16 protein-coding genes are annotated in these 17690 nt (G+C 72.4%); 9 read left to right on the plus strand and 7 right to left on the minus strand.

What is annotated here, in order from left to right; translation table 11 throughout:
- The first annotated feature begins 32 nt into the window (after positions 1-32).
- The 6 genes from whiA to ACFYZF_RS22895 all read left to right on the plus strand — a co-directional run bounded on the left by whiA (position 33) and on the right by ACFYZF_RS22895 (position 5231).
- Positions 33-1013, plus strand: a complete 981-nt coding sequence (gene whiA / locus ACFYZF_RS22870; protein WP_161690040.1) for a DNA-binding protein WhiA — start codon at positions 33-35, stop codon at positions 1011-1013.
- Positions 1014-1346: 333 nt separating this feature from the next.
- Entirely contained in the window at positions 1347-2351 is a 1005-nt protein-coding gene (gene gap, locus ACFYZF_RS22875) for a type I glyceraldehyde-3-phosphate dehydrogenase (RefSeq protein ID WP_387023871.1), read from the plus strand.
- 52 nt (positions 2352-2403) lie between these two features.
- Positions 2404-3603 carry a phosphoglycerate kinase gene (locus ACFYZF_RS22880; RefSeq protein ID WP_387023873.1) on the plus strand — a complete coding sequence of 400 codons (1200 nt, stop codon included), beginning with the start codon at positions 2404-2406 and terminating at the stop codon, positions 3601-3603.
- Positions 3603-4394: a triose-phosphate isomerase gene (gene tpiA / locus ACFYZF_RS22885; protein ID WP_387023875.1), complete on the plus strand. Its 792-nt coding sequence runs from the start codon at positions 3603-3605 to the stop codon at positions 4392-4394. Before ACFYZF_RS22880 ends, tpiA begins: the two co-directional genes overlap by 1 nt.
- Before the next feature lie 95 nt (positions 4395-4489).
- On the plus strand, positions 4490-4750 hold the full coding sequence (secG, locus tag ACFYZF_RS22890) for a preprotein translocase subunit SecG (RefSeq protein WP_350888110.1): 261 nt from the start codon (positions 4490-4492) through the stop codon (positions 4748-4750).
- A 136-nt stretch (positions 4751-4886) separates the two neighbouring features.
- The gene (locus ACFYZF_RS22895) at positions 4887-5231 is read left to right on the plus strand and encodes an RNA polymerase-binding protein RbpA (RefSeq protein WP_387023877.1); all 345 of its coding nucleotides are present in this window, start codon (positions 4887-4889) and stop codon (positions 5229-5231) included.
- 65 nt (positions 5232-5296) lie between these two features.
- Here the strand turns inward: ACFYZF_RS22895 and pgl are convergent, their stop codons facing one another.
- The 6 genes from pgl to tkt form a co-directional block, all read right to left on the minus strand.
- Positions 5297-6067 carry a 6-phosphogluconolactonase gene (pgl, locus tag ACFYZF_RS22900; RefSeq protein ID WP_387023879.1) on the minus strand — a complete coding sequence of 257 codons (771 nt, stop codon included), beginning with the start codon at positions 6065-6067 and terminating at the stop codon, positions 5297-5299.
- Positions 6068-6181: 114 nt separating this feature from the next.
- Positions 6182-7198 carry a glucose-6-phosphate dehydrogenase assembly protein OpcA gene (locus tag ACFYZF_RS22905; RefSeq protein ID WP_387023881.1) on the minus strand — a complete coding sequence of 339 codons (1017 nt, stop codon included), beginning with the start codon at positions 7196-7198 and terminating at the stop codon, positions 6182-6184.
- Between the two features lie 31 nt (positions 7199-7229).
- A complete protein-coding gene (zwf, locus tag ACFYZF_RS22910) occupies positions 7230-8780 on the minus strand; it encodes a glucose-6-phosphate dehydrogenase (protein ID WP_387023883.1) in 1551 nt (516 codons plus the stop codon).
- Between the two features lie 2 nt (positions 8781-8782).
- The gene (locus tag ACFYZF_RS22915; protein ID WP_387023885.1) at positions 8783-10429 is read right to left on the minus strand and encodes a glucose-6-phosphate isomerase; all 1647 of its coding nucleotides are present in this window, start codon (positions 10427-10429) and stop codon (positions 8783-8785) included.
- A 46-nt stretch (positions 10430-10475) separates the two neighbouring features.
- Positions 10476-11654 carry a transaldolase gene (gene tal, locus ACFYZF_RS22920; protein ID WP_387023887.1) on the minus strand — a complete coding sequence of 393 codons (1179 nt, stop codon included), beginning with the start codon at positions 11652-11654 and terminating at the stop codon, positions 10476-10478.
- 16 nt (positions 11655-11670) lie between these two features.
- A complete protein-coding gene (gene tkt / locus ACFYZF_RS22925) occupies positions 11671-13809 on the minus strand; it encodes a transketolase (RefSeq protein WP_387023889.1) in 2139 nt (712 codons plus the stop codon).
- Positions 13810-14061: 252 nt separating this feature from the next.
- Here tkt and ACFYZF_RS22930 point away from each other — a divergent pair, with 252 nt between their 5' ends.
- From ACFYZF_RS22930 to ACFYZF_RS22940, 3 genes are all read left to right on the plus strand, one after another.
- Positions 14062-15021, plus strand: a complete 960-nt coding sequence (locus ACFYZF_RS22930) for a heme o synthase (protein WP_387023891.1) — start codon at positions 14062-14064, stop codon at positions 15019-15021.
- A 392-nt stretch (positions 15022-15413) separates the two neighbouring features.
- Entirely contained in the window at positions 15414-15749 is a 336-nt protein-coding gene (locus tag ACFYZF_RS22935; protein ID WP_387023893.1) for a hypothetical protein, read from the plus strand.
- Between the two features lie 7 nt (positions 15750-15756).
- Positions 15757-16683, plus strand: a complete 927-nt coding sequence (locus ACFYZF_RS22940; RefSeq protein WP_387023895.1) for a RimK family alpha-L-glutamate ligase — start codon at positions 15757-15759, stop codon at positions 16681-16683.
- Between the two features lie 38 nt (positions 16684-16721).
- On the opposite strand, the gene ACFYZF_RS22945 is transcribed toward ACFYZF_RS22940, so the two are convergent.
- The gene (locus ACFYZF_RS22945; RefSeq protein WP_387023897.1) at positions 16722-17687 is read right to left on the minus strand and encodes a heme A synthase; all 966 of its coding nucleotides are present in this window, start codon (positions 17685-17687) and stop codon (positions 16722-16724) included.
- Positions 17688-17690: the final 3 nt, after the last annotated feature.

Raw genomic sequence — 17690 nt, forward strand, 5'->3', positions numbered from 1 at the left:
CACGCCGGAACCGGTCCGTGAGGGGGCGCACAATGGCGATGACGGCTGCGGTCAAGGACGAGCTGAGCCGGGTCGACGTGCCCAAGCCCTGCTGTCGGCGGGCAGAGATGGCGGCGCTGCTGCGCTTCGCCGGCGGGCTGCACATCGTCTCCGGCCGGGTGGTGGTGGAGGCCGAACTCGACACCGGGGCGGTGGCCCGGCGGCTGCGCCGGGAGATCGCCGAGGTCTACGGCTATTCCAGCGAGATCCACGTGCTGGCCTCCGGCGGGCTGCGCAAGGGCAGCCACTTCATCGTCCGGGTGGTCAAGGACGGCGAGGCCCTGGCCCGGCAGACCGGGCTGCTCGATGTCCGGGGCCGGCCGGTGCGGGGGCTGCCGCCGCACGTGGTGGCCGCGAACGTCTGCTGCGCGGTGTCCGCCTGGCGGGGGGCGTTCATGGCGCACGGCTCGCTGACCGAGCCGGGCCGCTCCAGCGCACTGGAGATCACCTGCCCCGGCCCGGAGTCGGCCCTGGCGCTGGTGGGCGCGGCCCGCCGGCTCGGCATCACCGCGAAGAACCGCGAGGTGCGCAACGTGGACCGGGTGGTGGTCAAGGACGGCGACGCGATCGCCGCGCTGCTCACCCGGGTGGGAGCACACTCCAGCGTGCTGGCCTGGGAGGAACGCCGGGTGCGCCGTGAGGTGCGGGCGACGGCCAACCGGTTGGCCAACTTCGACGACGCCAATCTGCGCCGCTCGGCCCGGGCGGCGGTGGCCGCCGCCGCGCGGGTGACCCGGGCCCTGGAGATCCTCGCCGAGGACGCCCCGAACCACCTCACGTCCGCCGGCCAGCTGCGCCTGGAGCACCGGCAGGCGTCCCTGGAGGAACTGGGCGCGCTCGCCGACCCGCCGCTGACCAAGGACGCCATCGCCGGGCGGATCCGCCGGTTGCTGGCGCTGGCCGACAAGCGGGCCCGTGACCTGGGCATCCCGGATACGGAAGCGGCCGTCACGCCCGACATGCTCGTGGTCTGATAGGACGGTGGCGGTAGGCGGACGACGGCGCGCGGCGGCGGGTGCCGCCCCGCCCCGCCGCGCGTCCCACGGGCCGGACCCGGCCCGCGAACGCGAAGCGGATCACCACCCGGCGCAGCACGCCGCCCCGCGCTCGGATAGGGTCGTTGCATACGGCAAGGGGGCCGGCACCGGCACTCCCCGCCGTGCTCACCGCCTCGGGCGGTCATGGTCTTGCGGACCGCGGCGGGGTGGCCGACATGAACTGTCAACGGCCGGCTCCAACGGCCGGCGCACATCACCTCGCCGGCCGAAGCTGACGCCGGCGGATCAGAACGCGAGGAGACGGGACCTGTGACCATCCGGGTTGGCATCAACGGCTTCGGCCGCATCGGCCGTAACTTCTTCCGGGCCGTGCTGGCGTCCGGCGCGGACATCGAGGTCGTGGCTTTCAACGACCTGACCGACAACGCGACGCTCGCCCACCTGCTCAAGTACGACAGCATCCTGGGTCGCCTCCCGTACGAGGTCAAGGCGACCGCCGACGAGATCACCGTGGGCGGCAAGACCATCAAGACGTTCGCCGAGAAGGACCCGGCGAAGCTGCCGTGGGGCGAGGCCGGCGCGGACGTGGTCATCGATTCCACCGGCTTCTTCACCGACGGCAACAAGGCCAAGGCGCACCTCGCCGGCGGGGCCAAGAAGGTCATCATCTCCGCCCCGGCGAAGAACGAGGACGTCACGGTCGTCATGGGCGTGAACCAGGACCAGTACGACCCGGCCAAGCACACGATCATCTCGAACGCCTCCTGCACCACCAACTGCCTCGCCCCGATGGCAAAGGTGCTGCACGACACGTTCGGCATCCAGCACGGCCTGATGACGACCATCCACGCGTACACCCAGGACCAGAACCTGCAGGACGCGGGGCACTCCGACCTGCGTCGCGCCCGGGCCGCCGCGCTGAACATCGTCCCGACCTCCACCGGCGCCGCGAAGGCCATCGGCCTGGTGCTGCCGGAGCTGAAGGGCAAGCTCGACGGGTACGCGCTGCGGGTGCCGATCCCGACCGGCTCGGCCACCGACCTCACGGTCAACGTCAACCGGGAGACCACGGTGGACGAGGTCAACGCCGCGCTGAAGGCCGCCGCCGAGGGCCCGCTCAAGGGCATCCTGGTCTACAACGAGGACCCGATCGTCTCCTCGGACATCGTCACCGACCCGGCGTCCTGCATCTTCGACGCGCCGCTGACCAAGGTCGTGGGCAACCAGGTCAAGGTCGTCGGCTGGTACGACAACGAGTGGGGCTACTCCAACCGCCTGGTCGACCTGGTCAAGCTGGTGGGTCAGTCGCTGTGAGTGCGAGGAGTGAGCTTGCGAGCCCCGCAGTCACGAACGGAGGGTTAGCTCGGTGACCATCCGCAACCTCGACGACCTGCTCGCCGAGGGGGTGGCAGGTCGGCGCGTGCTCGTGCGCGCCGACCTGAACGTCCCGCTCGACAAGCAGACCGGCGCGATCGCCGACGACGGGCGGATCCGCGCGGTGCTGCCGACGCTGACCGCCCTGACCGGGGCCGGCGCGAAGGTCGTGGTGTTCTCGCACCTGGGCCGCCCGAAGGGCTCGCCCGACCCGCAGTTCAGCCTCCGCCCGGTCGCGGCCCGCCTCGGCGAGCTGCTCGACGCGCAGGTGCGGTTCGCCGAGGACACCGTCGGCGACTCCGCCCGGGCCACGGTCGACGCGCTCGCCGACGGCGAGGTCGCCCTGCTGGAGAACCTCCGCTTCAACAAGGGGGAGACCAGCAAGGACGACGCCGAGCGGGGCGCGTTCGCCGACCAGCTCGCCGCGTTGGGCGAGGCGTACGTCGACGACGCGTTCGGCGCGGTGCACCGCAAGCACGCCAGCGTCTTCGACGTGCCGGCCCGGCTGCCGCACGTCGCCGGCCGGCTGGTGCTGCGCGAGGTGGAGGTGCTGGCGAAGCTCGCCGGGGAGCCGGCGCGGCCGTACGTGGTGGTGCTCGGTGGCTCCAAGGTGTCCGACAAGCTCGCGGTGATCGAGGCGCTGTTGCCGAAGGTCGACCGGCTGCTCATCGGCGGCGGGATGTGCTTCACCTTCCTCAAGGCCCAGGGCCACGAGGTGGGCACCTCGCTGCTGGAGAAGGAGATGGTGGAGACCTGCCGCAACCTCCTGGAGCGGTCCGAGGGCAAGATCATGCTCCCGGTCGACGTGGTGGTGGCGGACGCCTTCGCCCCCGACGCGGCGCACGACACGGTCCGCGCCGACGCCATCCCCAGCCACCGAGTGGGCCTGGACATCGGCCCGGAGACGGTGGCCGGCTTCGCGGCGGCCCTGGCCCCGGCGAAGACGATCTTCTGGAACGGGCCGATGGGCGTGTTCGAGATGCCGGCCTTCGCCAACGGCACCCGGGGCGTCGCCGAGGCGATCGCGAAGTCCGACGCGTTCAGCGTGGTCGGCGGCGGCGACTCCGCCGCGGCGGTCCGTGCGTTGGGGCTGGACGAGTCCGACTTCGACCACATCTCCACCGGCGGCGGCGCCTCCCTGGAATACCTGGAGGGCAAGACCCTCCCCGGCATCGCGGCGCTGGAGGACTGATGGCAGTGATCAACCGCCGGCCGCTGATGGCCGGCAACTGGAAGATGAACCTCAACCACTTCGAGGCCAACGCGCTGGTGCAGAAGCTGGCCGCGAGCCTGACCGAGAAGCAGCTCACCGACGTCGAGTGCGTCGTGCTGCCGCCCTTCACCGACCTGCGCAGCGTGCAGACCGCGGTGGACGGCGACAAGGTGCTGATCGGCTACGGCGGGCAGGACCTGTCGCCGTACCAGTCGGGGGCCTACACCGGGGACATCTCGGGGACGATGCTGGCGAAGCTCGGCTGCACGTACGTGCTGGTCGGCCACTCCGAGCGGCGGCAGTACCACCACGAGGACGACGCGCTGGTCAACGACAAGGTGTCCGCCGCGCTGGCCAGCGGGCTCACCCCGATCCTGTGCATCGGGGAGGGGCTGGAGGTCCGCGAGCAGCTCCGGCACGTGCCGCACTGCTGCGACCAGCTCGACGGCGCGCTGCGCGGGCTCAGCCGCGAGCAGGTCACCAAGGTCGTCGTGGCGTACGAGCCGGTCTGGGCGATCGGGACGGGCAAGACGGCCACCCCCGAGGACGCCCAGGAGGTGTGCGGGGAGGTCCGCAAGCGGTTGGTCGAGAGCTTCGACCAGACGACCGCGGACCAGGTCCGGATCCTCTACGGCGGGTCGGTGAAGTCCTCGAACATCGCCTCGATCATGGCCAAGCCGGACGTGGACGGGGCCCTGGTGGGCGGCGCGAGCCTGGACGGCGAGGAATTCGCCAAGATCTGCCGGTTCCCGGAGCACATCACCCGCTGACGGCTCGCTATCCTTGACTCCGCCCGTCCGTCGGCCGGTGCCGCAGTGCCCGACCTGTCCGGGCGAGGATCGCAACGAGAGGACTGACCCCAGCCATGCCGATCTGGTTCGCATACACGTTGATCGTGTTGCTGGTCATCACGAGCGTCATGCTCACCATGCTCATCCTGCTGCACCGCGGTAAGGGTGGTGGGATGTCGAGCATGTTCGGCGGTGGGGTCAGCTCCAGCCTCGCCGGCTCCTCGGTGGCCGAGAAGAACCTCGACCGCTACACGGTCCTGGTGGGCATCGTCTGGTTCGCCTGTATCGTCGGGCTGGGGCTTTGGCTGCGACTCCAGCTCAGCAGCGGGGCCTGAGAGCGAGCCCGCCGAGTCGTACAATCTGCGCGCGGTCCGTCACCGACGGGCCGCGCGCAGTTGTTTTTCCCGCTGCACCGCGTCGCCCGCCGCCCGCCCGAGCGGCGGTCCCCTCCGATGACAGGAGCGAGCAGCCGTGGCGAGTGGCAACCTGATCCGGGGTGCCCGGACCGGATCCGGCCCGGAACGCTTCAACGAGCGGCACGCGCCGGCCCCGCGCCGGTCGGTCACCTACTGGTGCCGCAACGACCACCGGATCGACGTCCCGATCGCGGCGGATGCCGATCCGCCGCCGCAGTGGGACTGCCCCCGTTGCGGGGTTCCGGCCGGCCAGGACCAGGGCAACCCGCCGGGCCGGGCGCGCCCGGAGCCCTACAAGACCCACCTGGCGTACGTGAAGGAGCGGCGCACACCGGAGGAGGGGGAGGCCCTGCTGGCCGAGGCCCTGGCCGCCCTGCGCCGTCGACGGGGCAGGGCCTGAGCGGCCGGGCCGGAGGCACCCGACGGACACCCGGAAGGGCCCCCGCAGGGGCCCTTCCGTAGGGCTCAGCGCAGGCTGCGCAGCCGGGGCGGGATGTCGGCCGCCGCCGCCCGGTCCAGCAGCCAGAGGGTGCGCCCGACGCCCCGCGCCCCGGCAGCCGGGAGCTGCACCGGGCCGGCCCCGGCCAGCGCCATGGCGACCGCACGGGCCTTGTCGGCGCCGCTGGCGACCAGCCAGACCTCCTCGGCGGTGTTGATCGCCGGGAGGGTGAGCGTGGTGCGCACCGGCGGCGGCTTGGGGCTGCCCCGCACGGCGCTGACCGGCCGGCTGTCGTGGTGCACGGGGTGCTCCGGGAAGACCGAGGCGACGTGTCCGTCCTCGCCCACCCCGAGCATCAGCACGTCGAAGTGGGGGAGCACGGCGTGCCCGGGGCGGGCCGCCCGGGCCAGCTCGGCAGCGTACCCGGCGGCGGCGGCCTCGGGGTCGGCCCCGGCCGGGCCGTCGGACGCCGGCATCGGGTGCACCCGGGTCGGGTCCAGCGGCACCGCGTCCAGCAGTGCCGCCCGGGCCTGCGTCTCGTTGCGCTCCGGGTCCCCGGCCGGCAGGAACCGCTCGTCGCCCCACCAGACGTCGACCCGGGACCAGTCGACCGCGTCCCGCGCCGGCAGCGCGTCCACCGCCCGGTACACGGCGGCGGCGATCCGGCCGCCGGTCAACACCACCGCCGCCTGGCCGCGGTCGGCCTGCGCGTCGAGCAGCTTCACCAGCAACCGGGCCGCCACCGCCTGCGCCAGCAGTTCGGCATCGGCGTGGACGGCGACACTCGTCTCACTCATGTGTTGTGCCCTCGTCTCCGGACCGCCCTCGCGGTCCCTGCTCGTCGTGCCCGGGGGCCGGCGGCCCTCCGTCGCGCGGGCCGGCGGGCCGGACCCGGCCCGCCGACGCCGTCGTCAGGGCCTCGCGCTGGTGCCGGTGTGGGCGGTGACCCCCGCCTCGGCCCGCTTCGCGGTCGCCGGGTCCTTCCAGACGTGCACCCGCTGGGCGGGCCGCTCGTCCAGCCCGGAGACACCGGCCATGGCGCCCAGCGCCTCGGCGTAGACCTGGTCGGCGTCCAGCCGACGCAGCTCCTCGGCCAGCTCGTCGCCGAGCGGCCGGCGCATCAGCGGCAACTGCCGGTCGTCCTGCCCGGTGCGCCGGAACGTGGCCAGGCTGTCCTCCCGGGTCAGGGTGAGCACTTCGCCGTTGGCGCAGCTCAGCTGCACCTCCCGCATCCGGGGGGACGCGTCGCTGGGCTCCCAGCGCGGGGTGATCCCGAGCCGGCTGCCCAGCCAGCCGCACATCAGCGCGGCCGTCGGGTCGGTCGGCGGGGCCACCACCCGGGCCTCGGTGACCCGCGCCTCCGTGGTGTCGAACGCGCCGGCCACCAGGGTGCGCCACGGGGTGATCCGGGTCCAGGCCAGGTCGGTGTCCCCCGGGGCGTAGTCCCGGGCCCGCTGGCGTAGCGCCTCGATCGGGTCGGCGGCCTGCGCCGTGTCGGTGATCCGCCGGTCGGCGACCACCCCGAGGAAGTCCGTCGCGATCTCCGCCGCCGGCTCGCCGTGCCACCACGTCACCACCGGAACGTCCGGCACCAGCAGCGGCATCACCACCGACTCGGCGTGCAGCGCCAGCCGGCCGTACATCCGGGTGACCACCGCCTCGCACGGGCCGAGCCGGCCGCCGACGACGATCTCCGCGTCCAGCCGGTTGCGCTCCCGCTCGACGTCGGTGCGGACCACCACGAGCAGCCGGCACGGGTGGGCGGCGGCGGCGATGGTCGCCGCCGCCTCCGCCTCGCGGACCCGCTTCTCGTCGACCACCACGATCAGGGTGAGCGCCATGCCGCTGGCCACCCCGCCCGCGCTGCGCCGCTCCGCGGCGAGCGCCTTGACCACCTCGTTGCCGGTGGTGTCCCAGAGCCCGATCAATGGAACCTCCTGGTTCGCTCGCTGTGCCCGCTCACGCTCTCCGCCACGCCCGGCCCTCGCGGGCCAGCATCTCGTCGGAGGCCCGGGGGCCCCACTCGCCGGCCCGGTAGGGCTCCGGCCTCGTGCCCTCCCAGGCGTGTTCCAGGGGGTCCACCACCGCCCAACTCTGCTCGACCTCGGCGGCGTCGGGGAAGAGGGTACGGTCGCCGATCAGCACGTCCAGCACCAGCCGCTCGTACGCCTCGGGACTGGACTCGGTGAACGCCTCGCCGTACTGGAAGTCCATCGCGATGTCGCGGACCTCCATCGTGGTGCCCGGCACCTTGGAGCCGAACTTCAGCACCACGCCCTCGTCCGGCTGCACCCGGATGACGAGTTGGTTGTTGCCGAGCATCTCCATGTCGGCCGCGTTGAACGGCAGGTGCGGGGCCTTCTTGAACATGATGGCGACCTCGGTCACCCGCCGGGGCAGCCGCTTGCCGGCCCGGATGTAGAACGGCACCCCCGCCCAGCGGCGATTCTGGATGCCCAGCTCCACGGCCACGTACGTCTCCGTGGTGGAGTCCGCCGGGACGCCCTCCTCGTCCAGGTAGCCGACCGCCCGCTGCCCGGCGACCCAGCCCGGCAGGTACTGCCCGCGTACGGTGCCCCGGGAGACGTCCTTCGGCAGGGTGATCGCCTTGAGCACCTTCAGCTTCTCGGCCCGGATCTCGTCGGCGTCGAAGCTGGTCGGCTCCTCCATCGCCACCAGCGCCAGGAGCTGGAGCAGGTGGTTCTGGAAGACGTCCCGGGCGGTGCCGACCGAGTCGTAGAAGCCGGCCCGGCTGCCGATGCCGACGTCCTCGGCCATCGTGATCTGTACCGAGTCGACGTACCTGGAGTTCCACAGCGGCTCGAACAGGCTGTTGGCGAACCGCAGGGCCAGGATGTTCTGGACGGTCTCCTTGCCCAGGTAGTGGTCGATCCGGAAGACGTCCTGCCGGGTGAACACGTCGTCGACGAGGTCGTTGAGCTCCTTCGCCGAGGGCAGGTCGTGCCCGAACGGCTTCTCCACCACCACCCGGCGCCAGCCGCCGCACTTGTCGTTGTCGGCCATTCCGGTGCGGGCGAGCTGCTTGAGCACCACGGGGAACGCCGCCGGGGGGATGGAGAAGTAGAAGGCCGCGTTGCCGTGGATGCCGTGAGTGCCGCGCAGCTCGTCCAGTGTCCGGTTGAGCTGGTCGAAGGCGTTGTCGTCGTCGAACGAGCCGCCGACGAACTTGATGTTGCCGGCGAGCCGTGCCCAGACCTCCTCCCGCCAGGGCGTCCGGGCGTGCTTCTTGGCCGCCTCGTGGGCCAGCGACTCGAAGTCGCCGTCGCCCCAGTCGCGCCGGGCGAAGCCCAGGACCACGAAACCGGGTGGCAGCAGCCCCCGGTTCGCCAGGTCGTAGACCGCCGGTAGCAGCTTCTTCCGCGCCAGGTCACCGGTCACCCCGAAGATCACCAGAGCGCAGGGCTCCGGGATCCGCGGCAGCCGCCGGTCCTGCGCGTCGCGCAGCGGGTTCACGCCGCCTCCTCGCTCCGCTGGTGTCACATCGTCCATCGTCAGGTTCGTAGTTGCCGGACCGCGTCGAGCAGCTGGGCCACTCCCGCCGACCGGTCGGTCAGGTGCAGCCGCAGCACCGGACGCCCCCGGCTGGCCAGGGCCTGCCGGTCGCCCGCAGCCTGGGCAGCCTGAAGTTCCCCGAAGGAATACGGCTTCCCGGCCACGTGCAGATCATTGTCGACGGTACCGGTCACCTGGAGGTAACGGCCCACCTGAGGACCGCCCCTGTGGTATTGGCCGGTGGAATGCAGGAAGCGCGGCCCCCAGCCGAAGGTGACCGGCCGGCCGGACGTCTCGGCGAGCAGCGGACGTAGCCGGGCCGCGTCGGCGTCGGCGAGCCGGTCCAGGTACGCCAGCACGGCGAGGTAGCCGTCGCCGACGCCGTCGAGCAGGTGACGCAGCGCGCCGGCCAGGTCGCCGGGGCTGCCCGCCGGGGCGTACACCTCGATCGCGCCCACGGTGGACGACGGCGGCTCCGCCGGCGCGGCCGAGGCCAGGATGCGTGCGGTGTTCTCCTTGCTCTCGGCGACGTTCGGCTGGTCGAACGGGTTCACCCCGAGCACCGCGCCGGCCACCGCCGTGGCGTACTCCCAGGCCAGGAACTGGGCGCCGAGCGGACCGTTGACCGCGACGTCCGGCGCGCACCCGCCGCCGGGGACGGCCCCGGGGGGCAGCGCCCCGCCGTAGCTGACGGTGAGCACGTCCGGGCCGGTGCCGCCGGGGGCGTCAGGGGACTCCAGCACGACCGGCAGGATGCCGAGGCCGGCCTTGCCGGTGGACTCGGCGAGCAACTGCTCGATCCAGTCGCCGAGCCCGTCGATCCCGGTGCCGTCGCCGATCAGGGCGATCTTGTCCCGGCCCCCGGTGGCCGCCGCGCCGAGCGCGGCGCCCAGCGCCAGGCCCGGGTTGTCGGTGTCCCGGGCCAGCGACTGCGACAGCGCCTCGGCCTGTTCGAGCAGCTCCGTCACCTCGACCCCGGCCAGCGCCGCCGGCACCAGCCCGAACGCGGTCAGCGCCGAGTACCGGCCGCCCACCTGCGGGTCGGCGAGCACGGTGACCGCGCCCAGCTCGGCGGCGACGGACTCCAGCGGGGAGCCCGGGTCGGTGACCACCACGAAGTGCCGGCCGGCCTCCGCCTCGGTCAGCCCGGCGTCGAGGAACGCCTGGAGGTAGGCCCGCCGGTGGCTGTCGGTCTCCACCGTGCTGCCGGACTTGCTGGCCAACACCACCACGGTGCGTTCCAGCCGGTCGGCCAGCGCCGCCCGGACCTGGCCCGGGTCGGTGGTGTCCAGCACGGTCAGCGGCCGGCCCAGGGTGCGGGTGATCACCTCGGGGGCCAGCGACGAGCCGCCCATCCCGGCGAGCACCACGTGGTCCAGGTCCGCCAGTTCGGCGGTCAGCTCGGCGAGCTGGGGGAGCAGCTCCCAGCTGCGCCGGTGGGTGTCCAGCCAGCCGAGCCGGGCCCTGGCCTCGGCCTCGACCTCCGGCCCCCACAGCGTGGGGTCCTTCGCGGCCAGCCTCGCCGGGACGCCCCGGGTCACCAGCGCGTCCCGGGTCGACGCGGGCGCGGACCGGTCGACCGCGTCCGCGCCGTGCACGACCAGCCCGGCGGACGCGTCCGCCGGGCCGGAGAGCAGGTCGCTCACGTGGCCGCCCCGGGGTGATGCCCCGGGACCGCCACGTGAGCGTCGGTCATGCGTTTCCCCCCGCCTGCTGGGCGGCCTGCGCGTTGCCCTGCGCGGCCTGGCCGGGCCGCCCGGTGCCCCGGCCCGCCGCGGCGAGCGACTTGCGCACCCCGTCGAGCAGTTCCAGCCAGCTCGCCTCGAACTTCTCCACGCCCTCCCGCTCCAGGACGGCGATCACGTCGGACATGTCGACGCCGACGGCCTCCAGGTCGGTGAAGACCTTGCGGGCCGCGTCGTACGCGCCGGTGACGGTGTCGCCGGGGGTCTCGCCGTGGTCGGCGTACGCGTGGATGACCGACTCCGGCATCGTGTTGACCGTGCCGGGGGCGATCAGCTCCTCGACGTAGATGACGTCCCGGTAGTCCGGGTTCTTCGTCGAGGTGGACGCCCACAGGGGGCGCTGCGGGTGGGCGCCCGCGTCGGCCAGGGACTGCCACCGGTCGGAGGAGAAGACCTCGCTGTAGCGCTCGTACGCGAGCTGGGCGTTGGCGACGGCGGCCTTGCCGCGCAGCGCCTTGGCCTCGTCGGAGCCGATCTTCTCCAGCCGCTTGTCGACCTCGGAGTCGACCCGGGAGACGAAGAACGACGCCACCGAGCCGATCTTGGACAGGTCATGGCCGTTGGCCCGTGCCTGCTCCAGGCCGGCGAGGAACGCCTCCATCACCTGCGAGTACCGGTCCAGGCCGAAGATCAGCGTGACGTTGACGCTGATCCCCTCGGCCAGGGTCGCGGTGATTGCCGGCAGGCCCGCCTCGGTGGCCGGGATCTTGATGAACAGGTTCGGCCGGTCGACCAGCCACCACAGCGCCTTGGCCTCGGCGACCGTCTTGTCGGTCTCGTGGGCCAGCCGCGGGTCCACCTCGATGGAGACCCGGCCGTCGACGCCGTGGCTGGCGTCGTACGACGGGCGCATCACGTCGCACGCCCACCGCACGTCGTACGTGGTGAGCATGCGCACCGACTCCTCCACCTCCACCCCACGGGTGGCGAGGTCGCGCAGCTGCCAGTCGTACTCGTCGGCGGCGGCGAGCGCCTTCGCGAAGATCGTCGGGTTGGTGGTCACCCCGACCACGTGCTTCTCCCGGCGGAGCTGGTCCAGCCCGCCTGAGCTGAGCCGCACGCGGGAGAGGTCGTCGAGCCAGACCGCCACCCCGGCGGCGGTGAGCTTGCTAATCCTGTCCGTCATGCCGTCCACGCTCCCCTCAGTTGCCGGTCGTGAAACCGGTGATGTCGCCCACCCGGGTCAGCGCCGCGTGCGCGGCGGCCACGATCCGGTCGGGGGTGAACCCGAACTGCTCGAAGAGCACGGAGTGCGGGGCGCTCGCGCCGTAGTGCTCGATGCTGACGCTCTCGCCGGAGTCGCCGACGACACCGCGCCAGGACATCGCGATGCCCGCCTCCACGCTCACCCGTGCCTTTACCCCGCGCGGCAGCACCGACTCCCGGTACGCCTCGTCCTGCGCGTAGAACCACTCCTGGCACGGCATCGACACCACCCGGGTGGGGGTGCCGTCGGCCTCCAGCCGCTCCCGGGCGGTGAGGCAGAGCTGCACCTCGGAGCCGGTCCCGACGATGATCACCTGCGGCTTGCCGTTGGACGCCTCGGCCAGCACGTAGCCGCCCTTGGTGACGCCCTCGGCGCCGCCCAGCGTCGAACGGTCCAGGGTCGGCAGGGCCTGCCGGCTCAGCGCCAGCGCGGTCGGCCGGTCGGTGTGCTCCAGCGCCTGCCGCCATGCCCACGCGGTCTCGTTGGCGTCGGCCGGCCGGACCACGTCCAGGCCGGGGATCGCCCGGAGCGCGGTCAGGTGCTCCACCGGCTGGTGGGTCGGACCGTCCTCGCCGAGGCCGATCGAGTCGTGCGTCCAGACGTAGACAACCGGCAGCTTCATCAGCGCGGCGAGCCGCACCGACGGGCGCATGTAGTCGCTGAACACCAGGAAGGTGCCGCCGTACGGGCGGGTGCCGCCGTGCAGGGAGATGCCGTTGAGGATGGCGCCCATGGCGTGCTCGCGGATGCCGAAGTGCAGCGTGCGGCCGTACTCGTGGCCCGGGAAGTCCTTGGTCGCGTGCGCCGCCGGGATGAACGACGGCTCGCCCTTCATCGTGGTGTTGTTGCTCTCCGCCAGGTCGGCCGAGCCACCCCACAGTTCGGGCAGCACCGGGGCGAGGGCCTCCAGCACCTTGCCGGACGCGGCCCGGGTGGCGACGCCCTTGGCGTCGGCCGGGAAGGTCGGCAGCGCCGCGGTCCAGCCCTCCGGCAGCACCCGCTGGGACATCCGGTCCCACAGCGCCTTGCGCTCCGGGTTGGCCTTCGCCCAGCCCTCGTACGCCTTCTCCCACTCCTGCTGGGCCTGCGCGCCGCGCTCCAGCACCCGACGGGCGTGGCCGAGGACCTGCTCGTCGACCTCGAAGCTCTGGGCCGGGTCGAAGCCGAGGAGCTGCTTGGTGGCGGCCACCTCGTCGGCGCCCAGCGCCGAACCGTGGATCTTGCCGGTGTTCTGCTTGTTCGGGGCGGGCCAGCCGATGATGGTGCGCAGCGCGACGAACGAGGGGCGGCCGGTCTCGGCCTTCGCCGCCAGCAGTGCCCGGTGCAGCGCCTCGACGTCCTCGTGGTAGTCGCCCTGGTCGGCGTCGCCGGTGCGCCAGTCGACGGTCTGCACGTGCCAGCCGTACGCCTCGTAGCGGGCCGCGACGTCCTCGCTCTTGGCGATGCGGGTGTCGTCCTCGATCGAGATCTCGTTGTCGTCGTAGATCACCGTGAGGTTGCCGAGCTGCTGGTGCCCGGCGAGCGCGCTGACCTCGTGGCTGATGCCCTCCTCGATGTCACCGTCGGAGACGATGCACCAGATGTCGTGGTCGAAGACCGACGCGCCCGCCTCGGACTCCGGGTCGAACAGGCCGCGCTCGCGGCGGGCCGCCATCGCCATGCCGACCGCGTTGCCCAGGCCCTGGCCGAGCGGGCCGGTGGTGGTCTCCACGCCCGGGGTGTGCCCGTGCTCCGGGTGGCCCGGGGTGAGCGAGCCCCACTGCCGCAGCGACTTGAGGTCGTCCAGAGCCAGCGGGTACCCGGAGAGGAAGAGCTGGATGTAGAGGGTCAGGCTGGAGTGGCCGGCGGAGAGCACGAACCGGTCCCGGCCCGCCCAGTTCGGGTCGGTCGGGTTGTGCCGGATCACCCGGTTGAACAGAAGGTACGCCGCGGGGGCGAGGCTCATCGCCGTACCGGGGTGGCCGTTGCCGGATTTCTCCACGGCGTCCATGGCCAGCACGCGGACGAGGTCGACGGCCCGGCGGTCGAGGTCGGACCAGTTGAGTGCGGGTTGCTCGGGTCGGTTGGCAGCCACGATGGTTGTGCTCCTCGGCAGTTGGGCGGAACCCTCACTGATGACCCTATCGAGCGGCCCTAAACCTGCGCCCAGGGATCTCTGCACGCCCGTCCGTGCGGGTCCGACTTCCACCAGGGTGTGACGGCCCGCACCGTTGTCGGGTCGCGCGGGCAGCCAAAACGACGACGCGTAGTGTGTGGATCGGTGCGTGGACCCGGACGGGTCCGACCGACCCAACCCCCCCCTGCCGACGCCGGAAGGTGGCTATCCGTGAGCATGATCACCGAGCGCCCCGTCAGCAACTCTGCCGGGCAGCCGCCGGTGCGCACGGTGACCGAGACGCCGGCGGCGTCCCGGCGGGACATCCGGGCGGTGGTCTCGGCGTACGTCTCGCTGACCAAGCCGCGCATCGTCGAGCTGCTGCTGGTCACGACCGTCCCGGCGATGATGCTGGCCCAGGGCGGCATGCCGTCGCTGTGGCTGATGGCGGTGGTGCTGGTGGGCGGCTCGCTCGCCGCCGGCGCGGCCAGCGTCCTCAACTGCTACATCGACCGGGACATCGACCAGCTCATGCGGCGCACCAAGCGCCGCCCGCTGCCGACGCACATCGTCTCGCCGCGCAGCGCGCTCACCTTCGGGCTGGTGCTGGCGGCGATCTCGGTGACCCTGATGGCCGCGTTCACCAACTGGCTGGCCGCCGGGCTGACGCTGGCCGCGATCGCCTACTACGACCTGGTCTACACGCTCTGGCTGAAGCGGACCACGCCGCAGAACACCTTCTGGGGCGGCGCGTGCGGTGCGGCCCCGGTGCTGATCGGCTGGGCCGCGGTGACCGGCTCGCTGGCCCCGGCGGCGTGGGCGTTGTTCGCGGTGGTCTTCTTCTGGCAGATGCCGCACTTCTACCCCCTCGCCATGAAGTACAAGGCGGACTACGCCCGCGCCGGCATCCCGATGCTGCCGGTCGTCGCCTCGACCCGCCGGGTCAACGCCGAGATCATCGGCTTCGCCTGGCTGACCCTGCTCTCCTCGCTGGTCGTCTGGCCGCTCGGGATGAGCGCCATCTACGGCGTCACCGCGCTGGTGTCCGGCGGGGTCTTCGTGTACGAGGCGCACAAGCTGTGTCGCCAGGTGGCCCGGGGCGGGGCGGTCAGGCCGATGCGACTGTTCCACTGGTCGTACGTCTACCTGACCATCCTGTTCGCCGCCGTCGCCGTGGACGCCCTGATCTAGACGCGGTCTCCGCGAGGGCGCGGGCCGGGGCCGTTCGGGCCCCGGCCCGCGCCGCATCACCGCCCGGCTCGGTCGGTCCGGGCTCAAGCGGTCCGGCTCGGTCGGTCCGGCTCCGGCGGTCCGGTGTGCGCCGGCCTCCCGTGTCGCTCCGACAAATCATCATCATTGATGAGTTGTCCACCTTTGGTGACCTATCGGAATGATTTTCACCCTGAGTCGGGTTCACTCAACTCAGGTAACAACGGGTGACTTTGTCGTTGAGTTATAGCCCCTTAAGTCGGATCAATCCGAGCAAACTACCTGTGGGCTTCCTTAAACGGTCGGGTAATGGGCATCACAAATAGTTCATGGTTCTCGCACCTGAGAAGGGAACTCTGCTTAGGCTTCGCGTCATGGCAGAAGGTTCCGATACGACGCTGGCGGCTCAGCAGACCGTCGCCGACCAGACCCCCAACGGTCTGGTCGCGGGCATCAAGTCGTTCGCCGCCGGGCACGGCGGGGCGAAGGCGGTCATCGAGTACGTCGGCAAGCGCGGCGCGCGCATCGTCCTCGTAGGCTCCGACGGGGCCTGGGGCGACCAGTTCGCGGAGGACACCGGCGTCGCCCGGGAGGCGTGCGCCAGGGCGGGAGTCACCGTCGAGAACGCCTGGGAGCGGGAGCTGATGGACCAGATGCGCCCGAGCAACGACCTGTGGCGGTCGATGGCCCGGCGCGCGATGGCCCGTTGACACCCGGATGACCGAACAACACCACCACCAGTCGACCCGGGGGGAACCCCGGGTCGCCCTCGTGACGTGCGCCGAGCTGTCCGACCTCGACCCGGACGAGCGGCTCCTGTTCGCCCCGCTGACCGGGCGCGGCGTCTCGGTCACCGTCGCCGTCTGGGACGACCCGACGGTCGACTGGGCCGCGTACGACCTGGTCGTGATCCGGTCGCCCTGGGACTACGCGCTGCGTCGCGACGAGTTCGTGGCCTGGGCCGACACCGTGCCCCGGCTGGTCAACCCGGCCGACGTGGTGCGCTGGAACACCGACAAGCGCTACCTCGGCGAACTGTCGGCCGCCGGCGTGCCCACCGTACCGACCGGCTGGGTCCTACCGGGGGAGAGCTGGGAACCGCCGGCCGCCCACGGCGAGTACGTGCTCAAGCCGGCGGTCAGCGCCGGCAGCCAGGACACCGGCCGGTACGACCTGGCCGACCCCGGGCACCGCGAGCTGGCCACGGCCCATGTGCGCCGGCTGTCCCGGGCCGGCCGGGTGACCATGGTCCAGCCGTACCTGACGGCGGTGGACACCGCCGGCGAGACCGCGCTGCTGTACCTGGCCGGGCCGGACGGGCTCCGGTTCAGTCACGCGATCCGCAAGGGCCCGATGCTGACCGGCCCCGACCTGGGCCCCGGCGGGCTGTACAAGGCCGAGAACATCAGCTCCCGGACGGCCACCTCCGACCAGCTCGCCGTCGCCGAGCGGACCCTGGCGGTGGTCCCCGGCGGGTCGGAGCGCCTGCTCTACGCCCGGGTCGACCTCATCCCGGGCCCCGACGGGTCACCCGTGCTGGTCGAGCTGGAACTGACCGAGCCGTCCCTGTTCCTCGGGTACGCCGACGGCGCCCCCGACCGCCTGGCCGAAGCGATCCTCACCCATCTGTCCCACCCCCACTGAACCCGCCCCGCGGACCCGCGGGGCGGGTTCAGTGGGGGTCAGATGGTTGCCGGGACGGTGCTGGTCCTGGTCGGCGCCGGGAGCGCCGGGGTCTCGGTCGGATGGCGTTCCCGGGTCGACCAGAGCACCGCCAGGGTGGCGAGCAGGACCAGGCAGGAGCCGAGCATGTGCGCTGCGACCAGCACGCCGGGCAGGTGGGTGAAGTACTGGACGAAGCCGATCAGGCCCTGACTCAGCTCCACCGCGACCAGCACGAGGGCAGCCCGCTCGGCCCGTCGGGCGCCGACCGCGCGGAACGCGAAGACCAGTGCCACCGAGAGCCCGATCAGCAGGAACACCCCGTCGGCGTGCACCTGCGAGATCGACTGCGGGTCGAGGCCGTTGCGGGCCGCGCCCTGGTCGCCGGCGTGCGGGCCGCTGCCGGTGACCCAGGTGCCGATCACCAGCACCGCGACGCTCACCACGGTGGTGACCAGCGCCAGCGTCCGCAGCGGCCCCGGCACCGTGGGCGTCGTCGGACCGTCCGGTTCGTCGATGCGCCGCCAGAGCGCGTACGTGACCGCGATCACCGCCATCGAGGCGAGGAAGTGCAGGCCGACCACCCACGGGTTCAGGTTGGTCAGCACGGTGATCCCGCCGAGGATCGCCTGCGAGGGGATGCCGAACAGCACCCCGATCGCCAGCGGCAGCAGGGCCCGCCGCCGCGCCCCGTGCAGCAGCACGGCCACCACCACCGCCAGCGCGATCGCGCCGACGGCGAAGGTGAGCAGCCGGTTGCCGAACTCGATGACGCCGTGCACGCCCATCTCCGATGTCGTCGTGTACGACGCGTCGGTGCACCTGGGCCAGGTGGGGCAGCCGAGGCCGGACGCGGTCAACCGGACCGCCCCGCCGGTGACCACGATGGCCACGTTCGCGATGATCGAGGCGAGCGCCAGGCGGCGCAGCAGGGTGGTGGAGGCCGGGAACCGGACGGATCGCTTCACGGGGCAAATCCTACGCAACGT

Source organism: Micromonospora sp. NPDC001898 (assembly GCF_042891255.1).
Lineage (GTDB): Bacteria > Actinomycetota > Actinomycetes > Mycobacteriales > Micromonosporaceae > Micromonospora.